Annotated in this window: 19 protein-coding genes; 11 read left to right on the top strand and 8 right to left on the bottom strand. The window is 70.6% G+C overall.

Annotation, left to right across the window (positions count from 1 at the left end; translation table 11 throughout):
* Window position 1: 1 nt before the first annotated feature.
* From MTAB308_RS22440 to MTAB308_RS22430, 3 genes are read left to right on the top strand one after another with little or no spacing between them, the layout of a single operon-like run.
* Window positions 2–1,561 (top strand): tyrosine-protein kinase domain-containing protein, encoded by a 1,560-nt coding sequence (locus MTAB308_RS22440; protein ID WP_077102283.1) that lies wholly within the window; start codon window positions 2–4, stop codon window positions 1,559–1,561.
* A gap of 32 nt (window positions 1,562–1,593) precedes the next feature.
* On the top strand, window positions 1,594–3,021 hold the full coding sequence (locus MTAB308_RS22435; RefSeq protein ID WP_425436353.1) for an O-antigen ligase family protein: 1,428 nt from the start codon (window positions 1,594–1,596) through the stop codon (window positions 3,019–3,021).
* Entirely contained in the window at window positions 3,018–4,151 is a 1,134-nt protein-coding gene (locus tag MTAB308_RS22430) for a glycosyltransferase family 4 protein (protein ID WP_077102279.1), read from the top strand. Before MTAB308_RS22435 ends, MTAB308_RS22430 begins: the two co-directional genes overlap by 4 nt.
* On the opposite strand, the gene MTAB308_RS22425 is transcribed toward MTAB308_RS22430, so the two are convergent.
* The gene (locus MTAB308_RS22425) at window positions 4,134–5,822 is read right to left on the bottom strand and encodes a hypothetical protein (RefSeq protein WP_077102277.1); all 1,689 of its coding nucleotides are present in this window, start codon (window positions 5,820–5,822) and stop codon (window positions 4,134–4,136) included. The genes MTAB308_RS22430 and MTAB308_RS22425 overlap by 18 nt on opposite strands.
* Window positions 5,823–5,827: 5 nt before the next feature.
* Window positions 5,828–7,693 carry a putative bifunctional diguanylate cyclase/phosphodiesterase gene (locus tag MTAB308_RS22420; protein WP_077102275.1) on the bottom strand — a complete coding sequence of 622 codons (1,866 nt, stop codon included), beginning with the start codon at window positions 7,691–7,693 and terminating at the stop codon, window positions 5,828–5,830.
* A gap of 183 nt (window positions 7,694–7,876) precedes the next feature.
* Between MTAB308_RS22420 and MTAB308_RS22415 the strand changes: the two genes are divergently transcribed.
* The 5 genes from MTAB308_RS22415 to MTAB308_RS29955 all read left to right on the top strand — a co-directional run bounded on the left by MTAB308_RS22415 (window position 7,877) and on the right by MTAB308_RS29955 (window position 13,316).
* Entirely contained in the window at window positions 7,877–8,671 is a 795-nt protein-coding gene (locus MTAB308_RS22415; protein WP_077102273.1) for an FkbM family methyltransferase, read from the top strand.
* A gap of 87 nt (window positions 8,672–8,758) precedes the next feature.
* The gene (locus tag MTAB308_RS22410) at window positions 8,759–9,955 is read left to right on the top strand and encodes an NAD(P)/FAD-dependent oxidoreductase (RefSeq protein WP_077102271.1); all 1,197 of its coding nucleotides are present in this window, start codon (window positions 8,759–8,761) and stop codon (window positions 9,953–9,955) included.
* A complete protein-coding gene (locus MTAB308_RS22405) occupies window positions 9,952–10,854 on the top strand; it encodes an RNA polymerase sigma-70 factor (RefSeq protein WP_077102269.1) in 903 nt (300 codons plus the stop codon). The genes MTAB308_RS22410 and MTAB308_RS22405 overlap by 4 nt, the downstream gene beginning before the upstream one ends.
* A 33-nt stretch (window positions 10,855–10,887) precedes the next feature.
* The gene (locus MTAB308_RS22400) at window positions 10,888–12,141 is read left to right on the top strand and encodes an aminodeoxychorismate synthase component I (RefSeq protein WP_077102266.1); all 1,254 of its coding nucleotides are present in this window, start codon (window positions 10,888–10,890) and stop codon (window positions 12,139–12,141) included.
* Window positions 12,142–12,668: 527 nt separating this feature from the next.
* Window positions 12,669–13,316: a hypothetical protein gene (locus MTAB308_RS29955; protein WP_245831472.1), complete on the top strand. Its 648-nt coding sequence runs from the start codon at window positions 12,669–12,671 to the stop codon at window positions 13,314–13,316.
* 13 nt (window positions 13,317–13,329) lie between these two features.
* On the opposite strand, the gene rsmI is transcribed toward MTAB308_RS29955, so the two are convergent.
* Window positions 13,330–14,166, bottom strand: a complete 837-nt coding sequence (gene rsmI, locus MTAB308_RS22390; RefSeq protein WP_077102261.1) for a 16S rRNA (cytidine(1402)-2'-O)-methyltransferase — start codon at window positions 14,164–14,166, stop codon at window positions 13,330–13,332.
* Window positions 14,167–14,191: 25 nt separating this feature from the next.
* Between rsmI and MTAB308_RS22385 the strand changes: the two genes are divergently transcribed.
* On the top strand, window positions 14,192–15,757 hold the full coding sequence (locus tag MTAB308_RS22385; RefSeq protein WP_077102259.1) for a dolichyl-phosphate-mannose--protein mannosyltransferase: 1,566 nt from the start codon (window positions 14,192–14,194) through the stop codon (window positions 15,755–15,757).
* A gap of 80 nt (window positions 15,758–15,837) precedes the next feature.
* On the opposite strand, the gene arcA is transcribed toward MTAB308_RS22385, so the two are convergent.
* Entirely contained in the window at window positions 15,838–17,049 is a 1,212-nt protein-coding gene (arcA, locus tag MTAB308_RS22380; protein ID WP_077102257.1) for an arginine deiminase, read from the bottom strand.
* Between the two features lie 69 nt (window positions 17,050–17,118).
* On the opposite strand from arcA, the gene MTAB308_RS22375 reads away from it, so the two are divergent.
* Entirely contained in the window at window positions 17,119–17,715 is a 597-nt protein-coding gene (locus MTAB308_RS22375) for an alpha-ketoglutarate-dependent dioxygenase AlkB (RefSeq protein WP_216823690.1), read from the top strand.
* A 106-nt stretch (window positions 17,716–17,821) separates the two neighbouring features.
* Here the strand turns inward: MTAB308_RS22375 and MTAB308_RS22370 are convergent, their stop codons facing one another.
* The 3 genes from MTAB308_RS22370 to MTAB308_RS22360 are packed head-to-tail and all read right to left on the bottom strand — an operon-like array spanning window position 17,822 to window position 20,194.
* The gene (locus MTAB308_RS22370; protein ID WP_077102253.1) at window positions 17,822–18,475 is read right to left on the bottom strand and encodes a DUF5642 family protein; all 654 of its coding nucleotides are present in this window, start codon (window positions 18,473–18,475) and stop codon (window positions 17,822–17,824) included.
* Window positions 18,476–18,502: 27 nt separating this feature from the next.
* Complete coding sequence (locus MTAB308_RS22365) at window positions 18,503–19,171, bottom strand: DUF5642 family protein (RefSeq protein WP_077102251.1); 669 nt, start codon at window positions 19,169–19,171, stop codon at window positions 18,503–18,505.
* Between the two features lie 6 nt (window positions 19,172–19,177).
* On the bottom strand, window positions 19,178–20,194 hold the full coding sequence (locus tag MTAB308_RS22360) for a GNAT family N-acetyltransferase (protein ID WP_108637381.1): 1,017 nt from the start codon (window positions 20,192–20,194) through the stop codon (window positions 19,178–19,180).
* Between the two features lie 103 nt (window positions 20,195–20,297).
* Between MTAB308_RS22360 and MTAB308_RS22355 the strand changes: the two genes are divergently transcribed.
* Complete coding sequence (locus MTAB308_RS22355) at window positions 20,298–21,038, top strand: class I SAM-dependent methyltransferase (RefSeq protein ID WP_077102249.1); 741 nt, start codon at window positions 20,298–20,300, stop codon at window positions 21,036–21,038.
* Window positions 21,039–21,048: 10 nt separating this feature from the next.
* Here the strand turns inward: MTAB308_RS22355 and MTAB308_RS22350 are convergent, their stop codons facing one another.
* Entirely contained in the window at window positions 21,049–22,179 is a 1,131-nt protein-coding gene (locus MTAB308_RS22350) for a M42 family metallopeptidase (RefSeq protein WP_077102247.1), read from the bottom strand.
* Window positions 22,180–22,207: the final 28 nt, after the last annotated feature.

Below are 22,207 nucleotides of genomic sequence, written 5' to 3'. Positions count from 1 at the left end.
CATGGATTTTCGCACGTTCGTCCGGACGCTGACGGCCCATTGGAAGCTGTTCCTGGGCGCGCTGCTGGCCTGCCTCGCGGGGGCCGCCGCCGTCACCGCGCTGCAGACCAAGAGCTACCAATCGTCGGCCACCGTCCTCATCTCGTTTTCCGGCGAGACCGACCTGGCCCAGGTGTATTCGGGAACGCAGGCCGCCCAGGAGCGGCTGTCGTCCTACGCGGCGATTGCCGGCGGGCACGCCGTGGCCGAGCGCGCGGTCAAGCAGTTCCACCTGCCCATCGGCGCGGACGCGCTGGCCAGCGAGACGCACGTGGAGTACACGCCCAAGTCGACGCTCTTCACCATCTCGGTCACGGATACCGATCCGGATCGCGCCGCGGCACTGGCGAAGGCGATGGCCGACACCTTCACCGGGATCGTCGGCACGTTGGGGGTGAATCCGAAAGACCCGGTGGCGCTGGTGAACAGCTCACCGCCGCAGGCACCACCGCCGCAGGTCCCCCCGACACAGGGTCCGACCCAGGCGCCCGTGGCGCCGGACGCCGACGGCCCGCCCGCGACGCCGCCCGGGGGCGATACCACCCCGACGGTGGACCCGTCCGCGACCCCGACGCAGGCGGCCACGCCGCAGGCGCTGCCTCCCCAGGTTGCCCCGAATACCCCGATAGCCAGGGCGACGGTGATCGAGCAGCCGGGCGTGCCGGATAGTCCGATCAAGCCGGTTCCGGTGCGCAACATGGCCATGGGGCTTGCGGCCGGCCTGCTGTTGGGGACCGGGGTGGCGTTGACGCGCGAGGCCGCCGATCGCACCGTGCGCGACCGCGCGAAGCTGGAACGGCTCTCCAATCTGCCGACCCTGGCCGAGCTGCCCGGAAGGCGAGGCAACGCACCGCGATTCGGCACCGACATCTCGTTCGACGACGCGGTGCGCGGCCTGCGGGCGCGCCTGCTCCGCGCGATGGAACCGGGCGCGCGCCGGGTGCTGCTGACGGCGCCGTTCGGCGGGGAGGGGACCACGACCACGGCGATGAACCTGGCGAGGGCGTTCGCCGAATCGGGCGAAGACGCCCTGCTCGTCGAGGGCGACACGCGCCGACCGGTGATCGCCGGCCTGCTGAAGGTCGACTCCGGGGAGGGGCTGGGCAATGCGTTGTCCGACCCCGACATCGCGACGGAAGCCGTTAAGCCGACGCCGATTCCGGGGCTTTTCATCCTGGCGGCCCGCGCCGCTCGCCGGGACACGCTGCCCAGCAGCGCCTACCTACCGGAGGTCCTCGACAAGGTGCTGGCCGACGTGTCGGCCAGCTTCGACCGAACGGTGGTCGACGGCCCACCGGTCCTGGCGACGGCCGACGCCGGACTGCTGGCCGGGGCGGTGCAAGCCACGGTGCTGGTGGTCCGCGCGGGGCGCACCACCGAGGATGAACTCAGCGACGCGCTCACCGCGCTGCGCGCCGCCGGTGCCGAGGTCGTCGGCACCGTGCTGACCGATGCGCGGATACCCAGGCACGCCAGGGCCGCGGCCCGCACCTACCGGACCAAGGTAGGCCGACCGGCGTGATCCTGTACCTGCGGAACCGGCACCGCCTGGCGATGTCTGGAGTCGTCCTGGCGGTATTCGCGTTGGGCTGCTTCATCTTCGGCGTGCTGTCCGTGCGCAACACCACCCAAGGGGTGATGTTGATCGGCCTGTCGTTCTGCCTGGTGATCTACTGGACGCGGCCGGCGACGATGATCGGGGTCGCGCTGTTCCTGGCGTTCGCGGCGCTGCCCCAGGGCCTGCACGTCGCCAAGGTGATCGGCCCCGTCTCGGTCAACGCCTATCACGTGGCGTTGGTGCTGGCCATCTGCTTCGTGCTGCCGGCCGTGCGGCTGCGCTTCTCCGAGTACGCGTTGCCGGGGATGTTCGCGTTGACCGTGGCGTACTTCGCCGCGGTCGGGTTCGCGACCGGTCATTCCGCGCCAATCATCGTGCGCGAGGCCACCTTTCTGCTCGAGATGGTCGGCGGTCTCGTGCTGGCGCTCGTCATCGTGTACGGCGGCTACGTCAAACTGTCGACCCACGCGATGGTGCTCACCCTGTGGTTCTCGGCGGGCATGGCCATCCTCAGCTCCTCGGGCGGCCTGCGGCTGGCGGGCCGGCTGGAAAGCCTGCAAACCGACACCGGCGACACGGCCAACCGCGTCATCACCTCCACCCTGACGCCGGCGATCGCGGTGCTCGCCGCCCTGGTGGCGGCGCAGATCGTCATGCGCCTCAAACCCGTCTGGTACCTCGCGCTGGGCCTGCCCGCGCTGATCATCTCGGTGCTGGCCTTCTCGCGGAACACCCTGATCGCCCTCGGGGTCGCCGCGGTGGTGGCGTTTGCCGCCACGCTGGGGTGGTCGTCCCTGCGGCGGGCGGCCAGGCTGGCCATCGCCGGGGCGGGCATCTTGGCGGTGGCGGTGCCGGGCGCGCTGTTCCTGCTGCAGCATTCGATGGCCGGCGAGTGGCTCAGCGATCAGATCACCGGATTCAGCCACCGGGTGCTCGGCGGCGTCTCGAGCAACGCGCTCGCGGTGGACTCCTCGACGCTGGCGAGGCTGGCCGAGGACGCCAAGCTCAACCGGGCCATCGCCGGGGCGCCGGTGTTCGGCCACGGGCTGGGCTACGCGTATCAGGAGCCGTTCGGCAACGACCCGGACGAGTTCACCAACACGCTGGGCACCACCTACTCTCACAACTTCTACCTGTGGTGGCTGGCCAAATCGGGCGCAGTCGGCATGGCCGCGTTCGCCGCGTTCGCGCTCACGCCGCTGGTCGCCGCGCTGCGCAGCGCGTCGGCGCCGGCGAAGGCCGCCGCGGCGGTCTCCGCCGGTCTGCTGGTGATGTGCATCGTCGACCCGCTGCCCGAAGACCCGGCCAACGCCATGACGCTCGGCATGGCGCTGGGAGCGGCCCTGGCGTTCGCGCGGCTACGACGCCGGTCGAACGCCCCGGAGACCGGCGCCGAGCCGCTGCTCGCGGGGGCCGCACGGTGAGCGGGGGACGAAACCCGGTGCGGGTGTTGGTGATCGGGCCGGCACCCGCGGCGGCGGACAGCCGCGGCGGCATGGCAACCGTGGCCGCCCTGATGGCCGCGCATCCGGACGAGCGGATCACCGTCGTCGTGGTGCCCACCTACGTGGACCGGTCGCGGTCGGTCAAGCTGCTGGTGGGCATCCGCGGAATGCTTTGCGCCAGTTGGCTGTTGCTGCGCGGGCGCGCCGACGTGCTGCACGCGAACCTCGCGCAGGGCGGCAGCGTGCTGCGCAAGGCGGTGCCGCTGGCCGCGGCCCGGCTGGCCGGCGTGCCGGCCGTGGTCCACGGACACAGCTACGACTTCGGTGGCTGGTTCGACCGGCTATTCGCGCCGGTGCGGGCCGCGGTGCGCCGCATGCTCGTCGCCGATCACTGGCTGGTGCTGGGCGAGCGCCACATCGAGGAGTATGCGGTCCGGCTGGGATTGCCCGAGGGCCGGATCAGCGTGTTGCACAACGCCGTCCGGATCCCGGACACCGCCGTGGCGCAATCGGGTGTCGACCGGGTGCATGCGGTGGCACTGGGCCGGATGGGAACGCGCAAGGGCAGCTACGACATCGTCTCGGCCGTGGGGGCGCTCGACGAGACGGTTCGCCGCCGGCTGCGGGTGACCCTGGCCGGCGACGGCGAGGTCGACGGGGTGCGCGCCGCCGTGGCGGCGGCCGGTCTCGGCGACACGATCCGGGTGGTCGGCTGGCTGGATGCGGCGGCTCGCGACGAACTGCTCTGCGCCGCACACGTTTTCCTGCTGCCCAGCCGAGACGAGGGGCTGCCGATGGCGTTGCTGGAGGCCATGGCGTACGGCTTGGCGCCGGTGACCACGACGGTCGGCAGCATCGGTGAGGCGGTGAGCGACGGGGTCACCGGTGCCGTCGTGCAACCGGGTGCGCCGGATCAGATCGCCGGCGCGCTGACCGCACTCGTCACCGACGAGCGGCTGCGGGAGCGGCTGGGCACCGCCGCGCGCGACCGAGCGGGCGACTTCGGGCTGCAGCGCTGGTACGACGCGCTGGCCCGGTCATGGACCGGCCTGGCGGGCGCGTCGGTGCCGCGGCGCGAGCCGTCGCTGAGGTCACTGCCGGTTCGCTGATATCGTCGAGTCTCGCGGAATGTCCAGCGTAGCAATCGGATACAGGCCCGCGGCGTCGCGACCATCGCGCGCCAACGCCATCGGCGCGTAGTTCACCACGTGCGATGCGCCCGGCTTGTGCTGCTGCCAGTCCACCGACGCGCGCAGCGTGTAGTGGCCGGGCGCCAGGCCGTTGAGGTCGATGCGCACGGTCTCCGTCGTCGACGCCGGGACCGCCTCCTCGCGTGAGGAGCTGCTGTCGTCGCTCACCAACGTCTTGAGGTTGACCGTGGCCGGCAGGCTGCGAACCACCGCTCCCGAGAAGTCCACCAGCTTGTACCCGGGCGCCCACTGCTCGGTGGTCACCGCCGAGCCGTAGTTGGTCCAGGCGACCGAGATGGTCGCCGCCTTGCCCTGCAGCGACTGGGAACCCGGGCGCCCCTCGACCGAATACCGGTAGCCCGCCGAGGTATTGGCCTGGGCCCACAGCAAAAACAGGCCGGGGTCCATCGCCGACCTGGATTCGCGGTCCGCGAAGTTGACGCTCGACGTCATCGACACGTGGTAGCGGACGACGTCGTGCAGGCCCTTCTCGTAGTAGGACCGGGGGTCGGTTCCGTCGGGCAGCTGGCACCATTCGGTGATCACCGGGGCGGACGCCATCCGTTGCTTGATCGCGTTGACGACGGCGTCGTTGCTGCGCACGTATTGCGAGTCGCTGGATTCGGCCCACGCCGGCAACGGCGCCTGCACGCCGAGGCAATCCGATCGGACGCCCACCGGGGCCGAGAGTTTTTTGGTCACGTCGTCGGCCAATAGCTCGCGCACGATCTCGGGATTCTGCGGTGTGACCACCAATTGCGTGTGCGGGAAGGCGTTGACGTTGGCCGCGACCAGCTGCCGGATCGAATCGGTGGTGATGCTCTGATCGCGAAACTGGCTGTAATAGCCCAGCATCGCCTTGCTCTCGTCGGGCGCGGGACCGGGCGCGCCCAACACGTCGCGCAGGTACGCGATGTGGTTCTCGCTGAAATCCCCGTACCCGGAGAACTCGAACACGCTGAGTCGCTCGTCCCCGTCGTAGCGGCGGCCGAGCGCGGCGAGCAGCTGCCCGAACGCGTTCAGGTAATTGGGGTCGTTCCAACTGGGGACCACCTGGGTCACGCCCGGCGTCGGGCTGTTGGCCGGCGCGGGATAGGGGGTGGACGCCGACCGCATCCAGTCGGGGATCGCGATGTTGGTGTTGTCGGGATAGGAGTCGTTGCAGCACGAGTTGTAGGCGTACACGCGCAGCGTCAGCCGCATGTTGCGGTTCTGCAGCTTCGTCAGGGCGTCGTCGATCGCGCTGAAGTCGAACTTGCGGTCGTCGGGGGCGTCGGGCGGCAGGGTGCGCGGGTCGGTGGGTTGCAACTGCCGCCACGAGATGCGCATGCTGGCGTCGTAGGACGCCGGCCATGCCGGGTACCGCTGCTGCGCCGGATTGCCTTGCGGGAACAGCGGAATCAACAAGTCCTCGTACTGGCCGCGCAGCGGGTTGGCGATCTCCTGAACGGTGGGCGGGATGGCCGGAAAGACCATCGCGGACAACGGGCCCGGATTGGGGTGGCCGCCGCACCCGTTCAATAGCAGCGCCGTGCACGCGATGACCGCGGCAAGGGCCCTTTTACCCTTTTTATTCGACTGGCGAAACATGTGTGCTAGATCGCGCCTAACGACAGCGCCTCGCGGTCGGCGAGGAACGGCATCGGCATCCAGCGCGCGGCCAGCAACGCCTCCATCGCGTTGCCCGGCACCGGCCGGGACAGCAGGAAGCCCTGCGCACGGTGGCAGCCGTGTTGCATCAAAGTCAGTGCGGCGGCGGGTGTCTCGACTCCCTCGGCGACCAGTTGCAGCCCGAACGCCTCGGCCAACCCGATGATCGCCCGGACGATGGCCAGATCGCCGGCGTTGGTGCCCAGGTCGCGCACGAACCCGGTGTCGATCTTGAGCATGTCGACCGGAAGCGACTTCAGGTGCGACAGAACGGCATAGCCGGTGCCGAAGTCGTCGATGGCGATCTGGACCCCGACCTCCTTGAGCTCGTGCAGGGTCTTGCGGGTGGTTTCGATGTCATGCACCACGGCCCGCTCGGTGATCTCCAGGCAGACCGATCCGCCGTCGATGCCGAACTCCTCGATGGTGTCGGCGACGCTGCGCACGAAGCCGCGGGTGATCAGCTGGATGGGCGAAACGTTGATGCGCAGGACGGCGCTCTGCCCCACGCCGTTGGCCCGCCACCGGCTGAATTCGGCGCACGCGCTGCGCATCACCCACCGGCCCAGCTCGCCCGCCAGGTTGGTCGATTCGGCCACCCCGATGAACGAATCCGGCAGCAGCAGGCCCCAAATCGGGTGCCGCCAGCGGACCAGCGCCTCGGCGGCCACGATGGCACCGGTCCACAGGTCGACCTCGGGCAGGTAATGCAGCAGCAGCGCTTCGCTGTCGATGTCGCCCTGCAGATGCAGTTCGATGTCGTTGCGGAAGGCGCTTTTCAGCGACATGTCGTCGGTGGACAGCGCAACCTGGTTGCCGCCCCCCCGCTTGGCCGTCAGCACGGCCTCATCGGCCCGGCGCAACAGGTCGGTGCTGTTGTCGCGCCCCGGCATGCCCACCGCCAGCCCGATGCTCACGGTGCGGGTGATCATGTGCCCGCCGATCGCCAGGCGCTCGCGCAGCATGGTCCCCAGGCGGCGCGCGAACGACTCCGCGGTCCCGGTCGACATCGCCTGGTCCGGGATGACGACGAACTCGTCCCCACCCAGCCGGGCGATCATCGCCTGGCTGCCCGCGCACACCCGAATGCGTTGCGCGAAAACACGGATGAACCAGTCGCCCGCGGTGTGGCCGAGGTAGTCGTTGATCGGCTTGAGCCGGTCCAGGTCGAGGTACAGCACCGCGACGGGCCCCGGGCTTCCCGGCGCGAGCCGTTCGGTCAGGTGCGCGACCAGCGCCCGTCGGTTGTACAGGCCGGTCAGATCGTCGTGCTCGGCGAGGTAGCGCAGCTTTTCCTCCGCCGCGATGCGGGCCTGCAGCTGCGCGAACAGCGCGGCGACCGCTTCCAGCGTGTTGATCTCCTCTTGCTTCCACTTGCGGGCGCCGTTCTTGACGAAGCCGAGCACCCCGGTGGTGGTGTCGCCCGAGACCAGCGGTGCGGCGGCCACCGAGGGCGACGCCGGTTGCTTGGGCCCGCCCGACCGGCGGCCGAATGCCCGGTTGTTCGGCTCCGGGCGGATCACCACCGGCTTCCTGCCGTGCTCGCACTGCGCGAGCACCGGGTCCGCGCTGGTGAAGTGGACGACGGCCATCGGGTCCGGGTCCGGAATGTCGGTGCGCGGCGGCCACTCCGCCACCAACACCGAGGCCCGAATGTCGTGGTCGTGGTGGCGCAGGAAGCTGGCGTCCAGGTCGAACTGCTCGACGAGCTGGGCGAGCACCTTTTGACTCACCTGGGTCGCCGTGGATCCGGTGGCCTCCATCAGCTGCGTGGCGACGGAGGTGACGACGAGATCCAGGCTGCGCGGCAAGGACTCCTCCGATCGGGCACGTGTCCCAGCTGGGCTTGGCCTGTTCAGGGGCCCAATCAAGGGGGTTTTTCGCGGTGGCAGTATTCGGCCCGGGGCAGGTCACGAATTGCTGCGAAGCGTATCATGTGCGGCCCGGCTCAGCCCCGGTCAAGCTGGCCCCCAACGAGGATGGGAAACCCGCGAATGTCCGTCGCACGCTCCGCGAAACGTCGGCTCGCGCCGGCGGCAAAGACCTTGGCTCCAGGCCTGTTCTGGCGGCGCAAATTCCGGATCCTGCGACGGCTGGGCGAATCCCGGCCGGACGTGCAGCTGGTCGCGTCCCTGTGCGATCCCGCCCGCGTCTCGCTGGACATCGGGGCCGACGTCGGCGAATTCACCATCGCGATGCTGCCCTCGTCGCGCTCGGTGATCGCGTTCGAGCCGCGACCGGCTCAGGCCCGCGAGCTGGCAGCGATGTTCGACGCGGTCGGCGCCGCGGTCCGGGTGGAAGCCGTGGCGCTGTCGGACCAGCCCGGCGTGACCACCATGCGCGTGGTCGAATCCGACCCGGGCCGCAGCACCATCGACACGGGCAACGCCCTCGGTGACGCGGACGGGGGCGCGGTCTGCACGATCGACGTGCCGGTCAAGCGACTCGACGATCTGGGCCTCGACGACGTCGGAATGATCAAGATCGACGTCGAGGGCCACGAACTGGCGGTACTGCGCGGCGCCGCGGACACGATCGCCCGCAACCGGCCGGCGGTCCTGGTCGAAGCCGAAGAGCGCCATCACCGGGGCGCCGTCGCCGCGATCACCGAGTTGCTGACCGGACTCGGCTACCAGGGCTACTTTGACGGCGGCGACGGCCGGCGGCCCGTCGAAGAGTTCGATGCGGCCACCCACCAGGACCCGGCGAATATCGGTGGCAGGGAGGACGGCTGGGCGGCCCAGGGCATCTACGTCAACAACTTCGTCTTCGTCCCGAAGGGCGAGTGAAACAGCTCACAGTCGCGCCGCGACTGTCACGCGCGGCCGGGCTCCGGTGTCTCAAGGGCAACAGTCCCGTGAGAGTAGGAGACCGACATGACCGAGCCGACCTTCCCCAGCACCCACGTCGTCGTCGTCGGCGGCGGATACGCCGGAACCGTGGCCGCCAACCACCTGCGCCAACGCGCCGACGTCGCGATCACCCTGATCAACCCGCGCCCGGTCTTCGTGGAGCGCATCCGCCTGCACCAGTTGGTCGCCGACTCCAGCGCCGCGATCGCCGACTACGAGAGCCTGCTGGGCGAGGGCATCGGCCTGATCGTCGACGCCGTCGACCGCATCGTGCCCGCCGACCGGCGGGTGGTGCTGGGCTCGGGCGCCGAGCTGGACTACGACTACCTGATCTACGCCGTCGGCAGCACCGGCGCGCTGCCGACCGGCTCGTCCGCGGTGCCCGGGGTGGCGGAGTACGCCCACTCGGTCGCCGACCTGGAAAGCGCGCAGCGCCTGCGCTACGCGTTGGCCGACCTGCCGCTGGCCGCACCGATCACCGTCGTCGGCGGCGGGCTGACCGGGATCGAGACGGCGTCCGAGCTGGCCGAACTGGGACGCCCGGTGACCCTGGTGTGCGGCGGCGTGCTCGGTCCGTCGCTGAGCGGGCGGGGCCGGCGTTCGGTGGCCAAGCAACTGCGCGGCCTCGAGGTCAACGTCCTCGAATCCGTTTCCGCCGCCGAGGTGCGCTGGGACGCGGTGGTGCTGAGCAACGGCGCCGTGCTGCCCAGCGCCGCGACGGTGTGGACCGCGGGGTTCACCGTGCCGGACCTGGCCGCGCGCAGCGGGCTGAGCACCGACGCGGCGGGCAGGCTGCTCACCGACGAGACGCTGACCAGCATCGACGACGGCCGCATCGTCGCCGCCGGGGACGCGGCCGCGCCGTCGGGCCAACCGCTGCGGATGAGCTGCCAGGCCGCCGGGCCGCTCGGCGCCCAGGCCGCCAACACCGTGCTCAGCCGCATCGCCGGAGAAACACCGGCGCCGCTGAACCAGGCGTTCACGGGCCAGTGCATCAGCCTGGGGCGCTCGCACGCGACCGTTCAGCTTGCCCGCAAAGACGACACCCCGGTGGAGCTGTACCTCGGCGGCCGGTTCGCGGCCTCGGTGAAGGAAGCGGTGTGCAAGGGCACGCTCTGGGCCATCCGCCGGGAGGCCGCCAAGCCGGGCTCGTACTTCTGGTTCAAGGGGGGTCGGCGGCTCGCTCCGTCGCCGGCCGACGAGCGGCTCGCGTTGCCATGACGGCCGGGTCCGAGCACGCCGACCGGTTCACGCTGCTGCGGCCGTTGCTGTTCACGATCGCCTACGAGATCCTCGGTTCGGCAACCGAGGCGGACGACGTGCTGCAGGACAGCTACCTGCGGTGGGCTGCCGTGGACTTGTCCGCCGTGCGCGACACCAAGTCCTACCTGGCCCAGCTGGTCACCCGGCAGGCGCTCAACGCGCTGCGCGCCGACGCGCGCCGACGCGAGGAGTACGTGGGGCCGTGGCTGCCCGAGCCGCTGCTGCTCGATGACCAGGATCCCTCCGCCGATGTCGTTCTGGCGGAATCGGTTTCGATGGCGATGCTGGTCTTGCTGGAAACCCTGAGCCCCGACGAGCGGGCGGTGTTCGTGCTGCGCGAGGTGTTCGGCTTCGATTACGGCGAGATCGCCGAGGCGGTCGGCAAAGCGGCGCCGACCGTGCGTCAGGTGGCGCACCGCGCCCGCGAACACGTGCGTGCGCGAAGGAAACGGTTCGACGCGGCCGACCCCGAACGCAACGCCGAGATCACCGCCCAGTTCCTGTCGTCGGCGGCCAGCGGTGACGTGGAAGCGCTGATGTCGATGCTCGCACCCGACGCCACCTGGACGGCCGACAGCGGCGGCCTCGTCAGCGCCGCCCGCAGGCCGGTGGTCGGCGCCGAACGGGTGGCCCGGGCCATCGCCGGACTGATGCGCCGGGCGGCCGCAATGGCCGGGGCGCGCGTAGACATGGTGACCTGCAACAGCGCTCCGGCGGTGTTGCTCTACCTCGGCGACCAGCTCGAAGGGGTGATCACGCTGGAGATTTCCGACGGGAAGATCAGCAACTTCTACGTGATGCGCAACCCGCAGAAGCTGGCGGCTTTGGCCAGCGCCCGCGACATCAGCCGCGGCTAAGCGACGGGCGTGCCGCTCTGTCAAGCTAGGTCAGTGCGAATCGACCGGCTTGGCGACCTGGGCGCCGCGCCCCGGGTGCTGCGCGCCGTCGGCGTCGCCACCGGCCGGCTCGGCTTGCCGCCACCGGCCGCGCTGACCGGCGAGTGGTTCGGGGCGCTGGCCGTGATCGCACCCAGCCTGGCCGCGCGGCCGGTGGACGCCGGCGACGCGTTCGCGGTCCCGCAGTCCACGACGGCGCCGGAGTCGCAGGCAGTCGGCGGCGGCTGGTTCGGCTACCTGTCCTACCCCGATCCCGGCGCCGACGGGCGGGGCAACCGGATCCCCGAGGCCGCGGGCGGCTGGACCGACTGCGTTTTACGCCGCGACCGCGACGGGCAGTGGTGGTACGAAAGCATCTCTGGTGCCCCTATGCCGGCATGGCTGAGCGCCGCGCTGGCGGCCCGGCCGGCCCCGGCGCGCGATTGCCGGATCGACTGGGGTGCCGCCGACCGGGCGACGCACCGCGGCGGGGTCCTGTCCTGCCTGGAGGCCATCCGCGCCGGCGAGGTGTATCAGGCCTGCGTGTGCACGCAATTCAGCGGCTCGGTCACCGGCGCCCCGCTGGACTTCTTCATCGACGGGGTCGCGCGGACGTCCCCGGCCCGGGCGGCCTACGTCGCGGGGCCCTGGGGGGCCGTGGCATCGCTGTCTCCGGAGCTTTTTCTGCGGCGGAACGGAGCGGTCGTGGCGTCGAGCCCCATCAAGGGCACCCTGCCGCTGAATGCGTGGCCGTCGGCGCTGCGGGCCTCGGCCAAGGAGGTCGCCGAAAACATCATGATCGTGGACCTGGTCCGCAACGACCTGGGCCGGGTCGCGATCGTCGGCACGGTCACCGTGCCCGAGCTGCTGGTGGTGCGGCGCGCGCCCGGCGTGTGGCACCTGGTTTCCACGGTGTCGGCGCGGGTTCCCGTGGAACTCCCGACGTCGGCGCTGCTGGACGCCGTCTTTCCCCCCGCATCCGTCACCGGAACACCGAAACACCGTGCGCGACAACTGATTTCGAAGTGGGAGCACAATCGTCGCGGAATTTACTGCGGCACAATTGGTCTCGCCTCACCGGTCGCCGGCTGCGAGCTGAACGTCGCGATCCGAACCGTCGAGTTCGACGCCCGGGGCGGCGCCGTGCTGGGCGTCGGCGGCGGGATCACCGCCGACTCCAACCCCGACGCCGAATGGGAGGAGTGCCTGCACAAGGCCGCCCCGATCGTCGGGCTGCCGTCGGTCGCGACGGCGGCATCGGTGGGCTAAAGAGATCGGTTGGGTGAAACCTCAGCGCCCCGACCATGAATTTCGGATAATGCCCCACGCCGCGAGCCGGGTCGTCCTAAGCTTCAGGGATTGATCGCGCCGATCGCGAGTCGACAGCTTTAGGGGGCCGTCATGAGAATCGCCGTCCTGGGCGCCGTAGCGTCCGCCCTGATGGGTGGGACGCTCGCGGTTACGCCTCTGACCTCGGTCAGCACGCCGCTGCCGGCCGCCGGGCCCTGCACCACGGGCGGCGCCGGATGCCAGAAAGTGGCGTCGGTCCTCATGCCCGAGACGCCGAAGCCGTCGGGGCCGGGCGCCGAACCCGCGGAGGCGGGCCCGCCCACGCCGTTCCAGCAGGCGGCCAACGTGACGGGCCCCGGCGCACCGCCCGCCCCCGGCGGCCCCGCGGCCGCCGCGGTACCTGGCGTCAGCTCAGCGGGAATCGGCGGCGGCGGGGCGCCGGGCGCGGGCCTCCCGGGGGCCGGCGTGCCCGATGCATCCCGGGCGCGGGCCTCCCGGGGGCCGGCGTGCCCGATGTGGGCGCGCCCGGGATGGGTGACCTGGCCGGGCTTCCGGACCCCAACCTCGTGCTGCCCGCCCTGGCCGGGCTGCCGGCCGCCGCGGCCATACCGAACAGCGCGGCCGTCGCGCTGTCCGTCGTCCAGGGCGTCGTGGGCGTGGGCGGCAGCGTCGTGGGCATCGGCACCGGCGCTGTCGGCGCCTTCAGCACCGCCGCGATCGCGCTGGTCTATCTCAAGAACGCCGGCCTGCTGCCCGCCAACTTCACCCTGGGCGTCCCCAGCGTAGGTCTCCCGGCCCTTCCCGGCCTTGGCCTGCCCGCCACGGCGGCGGCCGTACCCGGCGCGGCCGCGGCCATCCCGGCCGTATTGGCGTCGGTCCCGGCGGGCCTTCCCGCGGTCGCCGCGGGTCTCCCGGCGCTTCCGGCGGCGCCCGCGCTGCCGGGGGCGCCCGCGCTGCCGGCGCTGCCCCCGCTTCCCGGGGCCCTGCCGGCCCTTCCGGCGGCGCCACCCGCGCTGCCGGCCCTGCCCGCGCTACCGGCTGCACCCGCGCTGCCGCCCCTGCCGGCTCCTCCCCCGCTGCCCGTACCGGCCATCCCGCCGCATCCGCACGTGTGCACGCCGGGAATCGGTGTCCTCAAGGCCTGCACGCCCTGACCTGATCAGCAATTCAGTCGCGGCGTAATTGCAGGACCGCGTCGTACAGCTGGCGCGTGCGCACGTCCGGATGACCGGCGGCCACCTCGCTGCACGCGTCCTTGACGCGCACCCCTGCGGCAACCAGGGTCTGCACCTCGGCCACCAGGGATTTTAGGTCGGCGCGCGGGGTCGCGCCGGCCAACACGACGGTGATCTCGCCGAGCACCCCGTCGTCCGCCCACGCCGCCAACTCGTCGAGCGTCCCGCGCACCACCTCCTCGTGCACCTTGGTCAGCTCCCGGCACACCACCGCCCGGCGCGCCCCGCCGAGCTCCTCCACCGCGTCGCGCAGGCACGCGGCCAACCGGCGCGGGGATTCGAAGAACACACAGGTGCGCCGCTCGTCGGCCAGCGAGGCGAACCACGTTCGGCGCGCCGACTTCTTGCGCGGGGGGAAACCCTCGAAGCAGAACCGCTCCGACGGCAGCCCCGACACGGCGAGCGCGGTCGTCACCGCCGACGGCCCTGGCAGGCAGGTCACCGGAATCCCCGCCTCCACGCACGCCGCGACCAGCCGGTAGCCGGGGTCGTTGATCAGCGGCATTCCGGCGTCGCTGACCACCAGCACCGTCGCGCCGGCGTTCATCGCGTCGACGAGGCCGGGCACCCGGGCGGCCTCGACCCGGTCGTACAAGCTGACCAGCCGGCCGGTGATCGCGACGCCGAGCGCCTTGGCCAGGACGCGCAGCCGCCGGGTGTCCTCGGCGGCCACCACATCGGCGCGGGCCAGCGCGTCGACCAGGCGCGGCGAGGCATCCGACGGCTGGCCCAGGGGGGTCGCGCCCAGCAATAGGCGGCCGGAGGTCATGACGGACAGCCTACGATCGACACCGATGTCCGCCCCGCCCCGCGAAAGCCCCGTCGTCTTGGGAGACCGCGACGAGCGCGTCGTGCCCGTCGTCAGCCCGGGGCCGCTGGCCCCGGTCGCGGACTTCGGGCCCACCGACCACATCCGCGGCTGGGTCGTGACCGGCGTGATCGCGGTGCTGGCCGCGGTGACCCGGTTCCTCAACCTGGGCTCCCCGACCGACGCCGGCACGCCCGTCTTCGACGAGAAGCACTACGCGCCGCAGGCCTGGCAGGTGCTGCACAACCATGGGGTGGAGGACAACCCCGGGTTCGGGCTGGTGGTGCACCCGCCCGTCGGCAAGCAACTCATCGCCATCGGCGAGGCGTTTTTCGGCTACAGCGGGGTGGGCTGGCGGTTCACCGGTGCCCTGCTCGGCGTGGTCATGGCGGTGCTGGTCATGCGGATCGTCCGGCGGATCAGCCGCTCGACGCTGGTCGGCGCGATCGCCGGCGTGCTGGTGATCTGCGACGGCGTCAGCTTCGTCACCGCCCGCACGGCGTTGCTCGACGGCATCCTCACGTTCTTCGTGGTCGCGGCGTTCGGCGCGCTCGTCGTCGACCGCGACCAGGTGCGCGAACGCCTGCACGTCGCGCTGATGGAGGGCCGCAGCGCCCAGACCCTCTGGGGACCCCGGCTGGGCGTGCGCTGGTGGCGGTTCTCGGCGGGCATCCTGCTCGGATTGGCTTGCGGGACAAAGTGGTCCGGTTTGTACTTCGTGCTGTTCTTCGGGGCGATGTCGCTGGCGTTCGACGTGGCCGCGCGGCGCCAGTACCAGGTCACCAGGCCGTGGCTGGGCGTGCTCCGGCGCGACCTGATCCCCACGGCCTACGCGTTGGCGCTCATCCCGTTCGGGGTCTACCTGGCCAGCTACGCGCCGTGGTTCGCCTCCGAGACCGCGATCGACCGCCACGAGGTGGGCCAGTCGATCGGACCGCACTCCGTGGTCCCGATGCCCGACGCGCTTCGCTCGCTGTGGCATTACACGGCCAAGGCCTTCCAGTTTCACGCGGGCCTGACGAACTCCGCCGGCAACTACCACCCGTGGGAATCCAAACCCTGGAGCTGGCCGATGTCGTTGCGGCCGGTGCTGTACGCCATCGACCAGCAGAACGTGCCCGGCTGCGGCCCGCAGTCATGCGTCAAGGCGGAGATGCTCGTCGGCACCCCCGCCATGTGGTGGCTGGCCGTGCCGGTGCTGGTCTATGCGCTGTGGCGCACGCTGATTCGCCGCGACTGGCGCTACGCGGCCGTGTTGACGGGCTACTGCGCGGGGTGGCTGCCCTGGTTCGCCGACATCGACCGGCAGATGTACTTCTTCTACGCCTCCACGATGGCGCCGTTTCTGGCCATGGGCATCGCGCTGATCTGCGGGGACATCCTCTACGCGCGCCGTCAAACCTCCGAGCGGCGCACGCTGGGGCTGATCGCGGTGTCGTGCTACGTGGCCTTGGTGGTCACCAACTTCGCCTGGCTGTTCCCGGTGCTCACCGGCCTGCCCATCTCCCAGCAGACCTGGAACATGGAGATCTGGCTGCCCAGCTGGCGCTAGCTTGTCTTGCGCACCGCGAAAGTGCGGCTGGCGACAGCGGTACTCGGGAAACGCGTCGGTATTGCACTTTCGCGGAGTACTCACACCGGGTCGCGCGCGACGGGGCAGGACATGCAGCGGGGGCCGCCGCGGCCGGTGCCCAGTTCGGAGCCGGCGATAGTCAGTACCTCGATGCCGGCGTCCTGCAGGCGGGCGTTGGTCTGCGCGTTGCGCTCGTAGGCGACCACCACGCCGGGCGCCAGCGCCAGCGTGTTGTTGCCGTCGTCCCACTGCTCGCGTTCGGCGACGAGGGGGTCCAGCCCGGTGTCGATCACCCGCAGCTTGTCGATCCCCATCGCCTTGGCGGCGGCCTCCAAGAACGGCGCCTCGTCGCTGATCGTGATGCCGCCGGGCGCCGGCTGGATCATGAACGCCGCCAGTGAGTCGACGATGTTGGCATACATCAGCACGGTGTCGGTGTCGACCATCGTGCACACCGTGTCCAGGTGCATCTGGGCGCGCCGCTGCGCGATCGGCACCGCCAGCACCGTGTGCGCGAGGTTGTCGTCAAACAGGCTGCGCGCCAACGCTTCCGCGCCGGCGGGGGTGGTCCGTTCACCGACCCCGACGGCGACCACACCGGGTGCGAGCAACAGCACGTCGCCACCCTCGACGGGCGCGGTGCGCGACTCGTAGGCGCGCCGCACCCCGGTGAACCGCGGGTGATGGGCATAGATCAGGTCGCTCAACGAGGCCTCGCGCACGCGGGCCGGCAGGGCGAGGGTGGGGATCACCACGCGCGGCCCGATCCAGATCGCCGAGTCGCGGGTGAACACCAGGTTCGGCAGCGGCTCGATGACGAAATCCGCCCCGTGGTGCATCCGGAGGACCAGCGAGACGTCGGAGCGGATGTCCGGCGGCAGCTCGTTGAACGTCATGCCGGCCATCAACACGTTGGCCAACCGGACCGGTTCCAGGCCCCGCAGATAGGCCGAAAGCCCTTGCGCCAAGGGAACTCCGAGCCGGCGCGCGTCCACCGCGGCCGCGACGCCCTGCATTCGGGCGGCCCCGCTGTGGTTGAGCGCCTCGGTCAGCAGGTCGGACAACAGCAGCACCTCGACGCCGCGGGAGCGCAGCAGTTCGGCAAACCGGTCGTGCTCCTCCTGGGCCCGCGCCACCCAGGGCAGCCCGTCGAACAGCAGCTGGTCGTTGTTGCGGGGGTTGAGCCGCAGCAGCTCGCCACCGGGGCGATGCAGGATGACGACCCGCAGCGCGCCCACCTCGGAATTGGTGCCCAGCTCGACAACACCCACGGTGGAACGGTAGCCGGTCGCCCACCCGGTCAGCTCTCGATCGAACGGGTGTGCGATAAACTGGGGGGCGTGGGCATCGCGGTACAGGGCTCGCTGTTCGAGCACACCGAGCGCAGGGAGCTCGGCGACGGCGCGTTCATCGAGATCCGCGCCGGCTGGCTGACCGATGCCGATGGCCTGCTCGTCGAGCTGCTGTCGGCGGTGCCGTGGCGGGCCGAGCGCCGCCACATGTACGACCGGGTGGTCGATGTGCCGCGGCTGGTCAGCTTCCACGACCTGACGGTCGAGGAGCCGCCGCACCCGATGGTGGGGCGGCTGCGCAGGCGGCTGAACGACATCTACGCCGGCGAGCTCGGTGAGCCGTTCACCACCGTCGGATTGTGTTGTTACCGTGACGGCTCCGACAGCGTCGCCTGGCACGGCGACACCATCGGTCGCAGCAGCTCGCAGGACACCATGGTGGCGATCGTCAGCCTCGGCGCCACGCGCACCTTCGCGATGCGCCGCCGCGGCGGGGGCCCGTCGCTGCGGCTGCCCCAGGCGCATGGCGATCTGCTGGTGATGGGCGGGTCGTGCCAGCGCACCTGGGAGCACGCGGTGCCCAAGACGTCGGCGCCGACCGGCCCGCGGGTCAGCATCCAGTTCCGCCCCCGCGACGTGCGTTAGTGGCGATCACAAGCGCGGCCTGGCCGGGCGCCGTGGGTCGCCACCATCGACCTAGTGGCGATCACCAGCGCGGCGTTGCCGGGCGCCGTGGGTCGCCACCATCGACCTAGCTGCGGACCGCGGCCACGGCCTTGACCAGCAGGTCGCGCGCCCGCTGCGTGTCGATCTTGGCGACGGGCTGGTCGGGGATGACCAGTGGGTTGGCGATGACGATCACCTGGTACTCGCCGAATTGAGCCGAATAGTCGTACAGCTCGCCGGTGCGCGCACCCCCGGCCACCAGGGCCTGCAGCACACGGTGCACGCCCGTCGTGCGTACGCCGTCGATGTGTGGCGCGTCGATCACTTCGATGCCGCCCCGAACGCCGGACCCGGCGAATGCGACCTTGGCGCAGTCTTTTCCGGGGTCGTTGAACGGCAGGGCTTTTGAGGTCTCGATGGCGATGACGACGAAGCGGTTTCCGTTGCCCTCGGCGGAGACGGCGGCCATGTTGCCCTGCAGGTCGGGCGGCATGTCCGGTCCCACGGCCACTTTCGCGCAGTTCGCAGGGTCGAACGTCAGGCCTTCGGGCAGCTTGCGGGCCGAGAGCAGCTTGGGGTCGATCGCCCGTTCGGAGATGTCGGTCACCTTGTACTCGGGCCCGAAGCTCGACTTCACGTCGGCGACCTTGCCGATGTCGGCCTTGACAGCGGGATCGCCACCCGATGAGCAGCCGGCGAGCGCGCACACGGATGCGGTCGCGAGCAACAGCTTGAACACCGTGGCCAATCTACCCAAAGCAGACGCTCAGCTGCGCAACGTGGACACCGTTTTGACGAGCAGATCGGCGACGAATTGGGGCGGCAGCGCCGGGAGGGCCGAACCTGGGTCGGTCGTCAGCGTCGTGAAGGCGTAGTAGTTGCCCAGGTATGCGGTGAAGGCGTATGCGCGCGAATCGATTTCGGTTCCGGATTCGACCGATGATTTGGTGTCGGCCACCATGCCGAGGGTTTCGGCGCCCTCTATGTGCGGGGCGTCGACCCGGTTGACGGTGGCCGTAGTGTGCCCGTCGCTCATCGTCCACCGACCACACGCCCCCACCACACCCCGGTCGAGGTCCACCGGGCCGGGCAAGGCCACCACCACCGCGTTGACGATCCCGCCGGCGCCCGAGGCGGAAAAGCCCTGCGCGGTTTGGTCGCGTCCGTTGCCGGGGTCGGCCAGCGCGGCGCACTGCGGCGGAACGGCGCGCGCGTCGGCCTCCAGGCTCCAGATCACCCTGGGCGAAACCCCACTGGGGATGCCGGTAGTCACTTCGTAGTTGGGCGGTAGGTCTCGCACAACCCGCTTGATGTTGGCGGGGTTGACCGCGGCGCTGTGGGCAGTCGTGCTGGTGGTCGTCGACGGCGTGGGCGCGGGTGACTGCGCGCACGCCGCCAGCAGGACCAGCGGCACACCAATCCAGAAGGGCCGCATGCCCGTTCAGCTAACCGCTTCGATCACCTGGCGGGCGACGCGTCTGATCTGGTCGGCCAGGTGGCGCCCGAAGGCCAACCGGCGCGGCACGTCGATGACGGTGGTGATGACGCCGACGTCCTCGCGCTGCCAGATCGCGCCGTAGTGGTCCATGATCGTGCGCATCGGTAGGTTATCGGAAAGCATTCGCGCGGAGAATCTTTCGACGCCGTCCACCCGGGCCGCGATCGAGAGCGCGCTGATCAGAAAGCTGCCGATTCCCCGGCCCTGATAGGCGTCCGCGACGGTGAACGCGATCTCGGCGACGGTCGGATCGCGCTCGTCACGAACGAAGCGGGCGTCGGCCACCGGGTCGTCCCCGTCGGTGACCACCCACACGAAGTGGTCCACGTAGTCGACCTCGGACAGGTAGTGCAGCAACGCCGGGGTCGGAACCCGCGCCGTCATGAACCGCCGATACAGCGTCTCGCTGGAGAATTGGATGTGGCCCCGAACGGTCCGCTCGTCGTCGCCCGGCAACACCGGCCGCAGCATCAGCTGGGTTCCGTCGCGGACCCGTATCGGGATCGGCGAGATGAACGCGGCCATACGCTGGCGCACCGTGCGCAGCAGCCGCGGCATCACGCCGGGCAGGTGCAGCATCCGGGTGAAGGCGTCGTTGTCGCCGATCCATCCGGTCAGCGGTTCGGTGGTGGTGACCGTCGCGATGCGCGGGATGTCGCGCAGCAGGGCGATCTCCCCCACGATCGTGCCGGGCGATACCTGTCCGCCGATGACCATGCCGTCGCTGTCGACGCGCTGAATTTCGGCGGTGCCCGACGAGATGAGCAAGAACGAAACGGCCTGCTCACCCTGCTGCATCAGCACCTGGCCGGCCGCGGCCCGCAGCGGTTGCAGGCGGGCGGCCAGCGGCACCAGGTCCTCGGTGGGACAGCCCGCGAAGACGTCCATCGTCGCGAGCTCCTCTGCCCGCGCGCCGGTCAATTCGGCCACTGCGATGTCCCCGCCGATCGGTGTCGCCATCTTCGGACCTTGCCCACGTTATGGGTGTGTTCGGGACGCGGCAAGGGCCGCCACTACCCTGGGGGCGCGGCCGTCCCAGCGAAAACTCCACGAAAGCAAACCCATGACCCAGGATCCGATCGAGCTGACCCGCGGTCTCCTCGAGACGACCGCCGTGCTGCGCAACGGTTTCCTCGACGTGTTGGGCGAATCGACGGCTTCTCCGGCCCCGACGTTTGCGCAGCGCGCGATGAACAGCCCCTTCGTCGCGACCGTGTACGAGCGGCTGTGGCGGCCCACGTCCTTCTACGTGGCCAGCGGCGTCACCGCCCGCGCCGAGCGGCGCCGCGCGGCGTCGGCCCTGCGGCTGGCCACCGCGTCGCGGTTGCTCGACGTGGCTTGCGGGCCAGGCAATTTCACCGGGCCGCTGGCATCTGAACTGCCGGACGGTGGCCTTGCGGTCGGTTTCGACATTTCCGAGCCGATGCTGACCCGCGCCGTGCTGGACAACGGCGGCGCGCGCACCTGTTATGTCCGCGGCGATGCCCGGACGTTGCCGTTCGCCGACGAAACATTCGACGCCGTCTGCTGTTTCGGCGCCCTGTATTTGATGCCCGAGCCGTTCCTGGTGGCCCACGAGATGGTGCGGGTGCTCGCGCCGGGCGGCCGGATTGCCGTCCTCACCAGCTACGCCGCCGGACCGCCACCGCTTCGCCACGTCCTGACCGGCGGCGCCCACCTGATCGGCCTCACCATGTTCGACCGCCACGCCTTCGTGGACCTGTTCTCGTCAGCCGGCCTGGTCGACGTCGAGCAACAGACGCAGCGCGCGTTGCAGTTCATCGTCGCCACCAAGCCCGGCTGATAGACGCGCGCTAACGCGTTGCGCCCGAGCGGGTCTCGTCGGGCTGCACCACGAAGTCGACGACGATCTCGGCCACGGCATCGATGGAGCGCCGCGGCATCACCTCGTAGCCGTGGGTGCTCAGCGTGGGCAGGCACAGCAGGCCCGCCCGGGGGGTCACCCCATTGGCCTTGGAATGGGAGGCGTCCGACATGAACGCGCCCAGGACCGCCGCCTGGGGCTCAAACCCGTGGTCGTCGGCGATCTCCATCAGGCGGTCGGCGACGTCCTTGTCGTAGACGCATAAGGCGTCGCTGTAGCCGACGATGGGACCGCCGCCGACGGTGGTCCCGTACTCCCGCTCGGTGGGCCCGACCTCCAGGGCGAGGGTGAGCGTGCCGGGCAGGCTGGCGCTCGCGTAGGAACCGCCCACGCCACCGATCTCCTCGTTGGTGGTGAACACGACGTAGACGTCATCGGCAGGCCGTCGTCCGCGCTCCCGCAGCACGCGAGCCGCCTTCAGCAGCGCGGTCACGGCGGCTCGGTCGTCGAGGAAGTAACACCCGACGTAGTCGCCGACCTCGACCAGCGTCCTTTTGCTCCGCTCGACGCATACCCGCGTGCCGGGGTGCACGCCCGCGGCGGCGAGTTCGTCATCGGTGCGGCCGGTGAAGACGTAGACGTGGTGCCAGTCCAGCGCCTGGTCGCCCTTGTCCGGTTTGGTCTGCCAGATCCGCGGGCTCTCCTTGGTGGTGTGCTCGGAGCCCAGCGTCAGCACCGCGGTGAACGTCTCGTGCTCGCCGAGCACGGCGACGGGACCCAGCCCGAAGTTCCCCGGGTACATCGTCCCCAACTGCGTCAGGTGCAGCGATCCGTCGGGCTCGATGCGCTTGACCAGCATGGAGAGTTCGTCCATGTGGGCCATGACCCGCGTCGCGGCGCTCCGGCCGGCGGTGGCTCGGTGCCGGTGGTCCGTGCTCTTGGGCGGGCCGCCCGCGGCGATGTAGCCGACGAGGTTGCCCGCGTCGTCGGTCCACATGTCGTCGACGACGGGTTGCAGCTCGCGCGCGCACACGGCGCGAACCTCGTCCTCCTGGCCGCACGGCCCGTAGGTCCACAGAAGTTCTTGTAGCAGCGCGTCGGTCGCGTCAGGCTCCGCCATTGAGTCCTTTCTCGCCGATACCCGCGGG

The sequence above is a fragment of the Mycobacterium terramassiliense genome (assembly GCF_900157385.1).
In the GTDB taxonomy this organism is placed as follows: Bacteria; Actinomycetota; Actinomycetes; order Mycobacteriales; family Mycobacteriaceae; genus Mycobacterium; species Mycobacterium terramassiliense.
The sequence above is the reverse complement of the archived record's forward strand: the minus strand, read 5'-3'. Positions and strand labels throughout refer to the sequence as shown.

Excerpts from the sequence above, each read along its gene's own strand:
- MTAB308_RS22440 (WP_077102283.1), top strand. The coding sequence starts at position 2 with ATGGATTTTCGCACGTTCGTCCGGACGCTGACGGCCCATTGGAAGCTG.
- MTAB308_RS22435 (WP_425436353.1), top strand. The coding sequence starts at position 1,594 with ATGTCTGGAGTCGTCCTGGCGGTATTCGCGTTGGGCTGCTTCATCTTC.
- MTAB308_RS22425 (WP_077102277.1), bottom strand. The coding sequence starts at position 5,822 with ATGTTTCGCCAGTCGAATAAAAAGGGTAAAAGGGCCCTTGCCGCGGTC.
- MTAB308_RS22415 (WP_077102273.1), top strand. The coding sequence starts at position 7,877 with ATGTCCGTCGCACGCTCCGCGAAACGTCGGCTCGCGCCGGCGGCAAAG.
- MTAB308_RS22410 (WP_077102271.1), top strand. The coding sequence starts at position 8,759 with ATGACCGAGCCGACCTTCCCCAGCACCCACGTCGTCGTCGTCGGCGGC.
- MTAB308_RS22405 (WP_077102269.1), top strand. The coding sequence starts at position 9,952 with ATGACGGCCGGGTCCGAGCACGCCGACCGGTTCACGCTGCTGCGGCCG.
- rsmI (WP_077102261.1), bottom strand. The coding sequence starts at position 14,166 with ATGACCTCCGGCCGCCTATTGCTGGGCGCGACCCCCCTGGGCCAGCCG.
- MTAB308_RS22385 (WP_077102259.1), top strand. The coding sequence starts at position 14,192 with ATGTCCGCCCCGCCCCGCGAAAGCCCCGTCGTCTTGGGAGACCGCGAC.
- MTAB308_RS22365 (WP_077102251.1), bottom strand. The coding sequence starts at position 19,171 with ATGCGGCCCTTCTGGATTGGTGTGCCGCTGGTCCTGCTGGCGGCGTGC.
- MTAB308_RS22360 (WP_108637381.1), bottom strand. The coding sequence starts at position 20,194 with ATGGCGACACCGATCGGCGGGGACATCGCAGTGGCCGAATTGACCGGC.
- MTAB308_RS22355 (WP_077102249.1), top strand. The coding sequence starts at position 20,298 with ATGACCCAGGATCCGATCGAGCTGACCCGCGGTCTCCTCGAGACGACC.
- MTAB308_RS22350 (WP_077102247.1), bottom strand. The coding sequence starts at position 22,179 with ATGGCGGAGCCTGACGCGACCGACGCGCTGCTACAAGAACTTCTGTGG.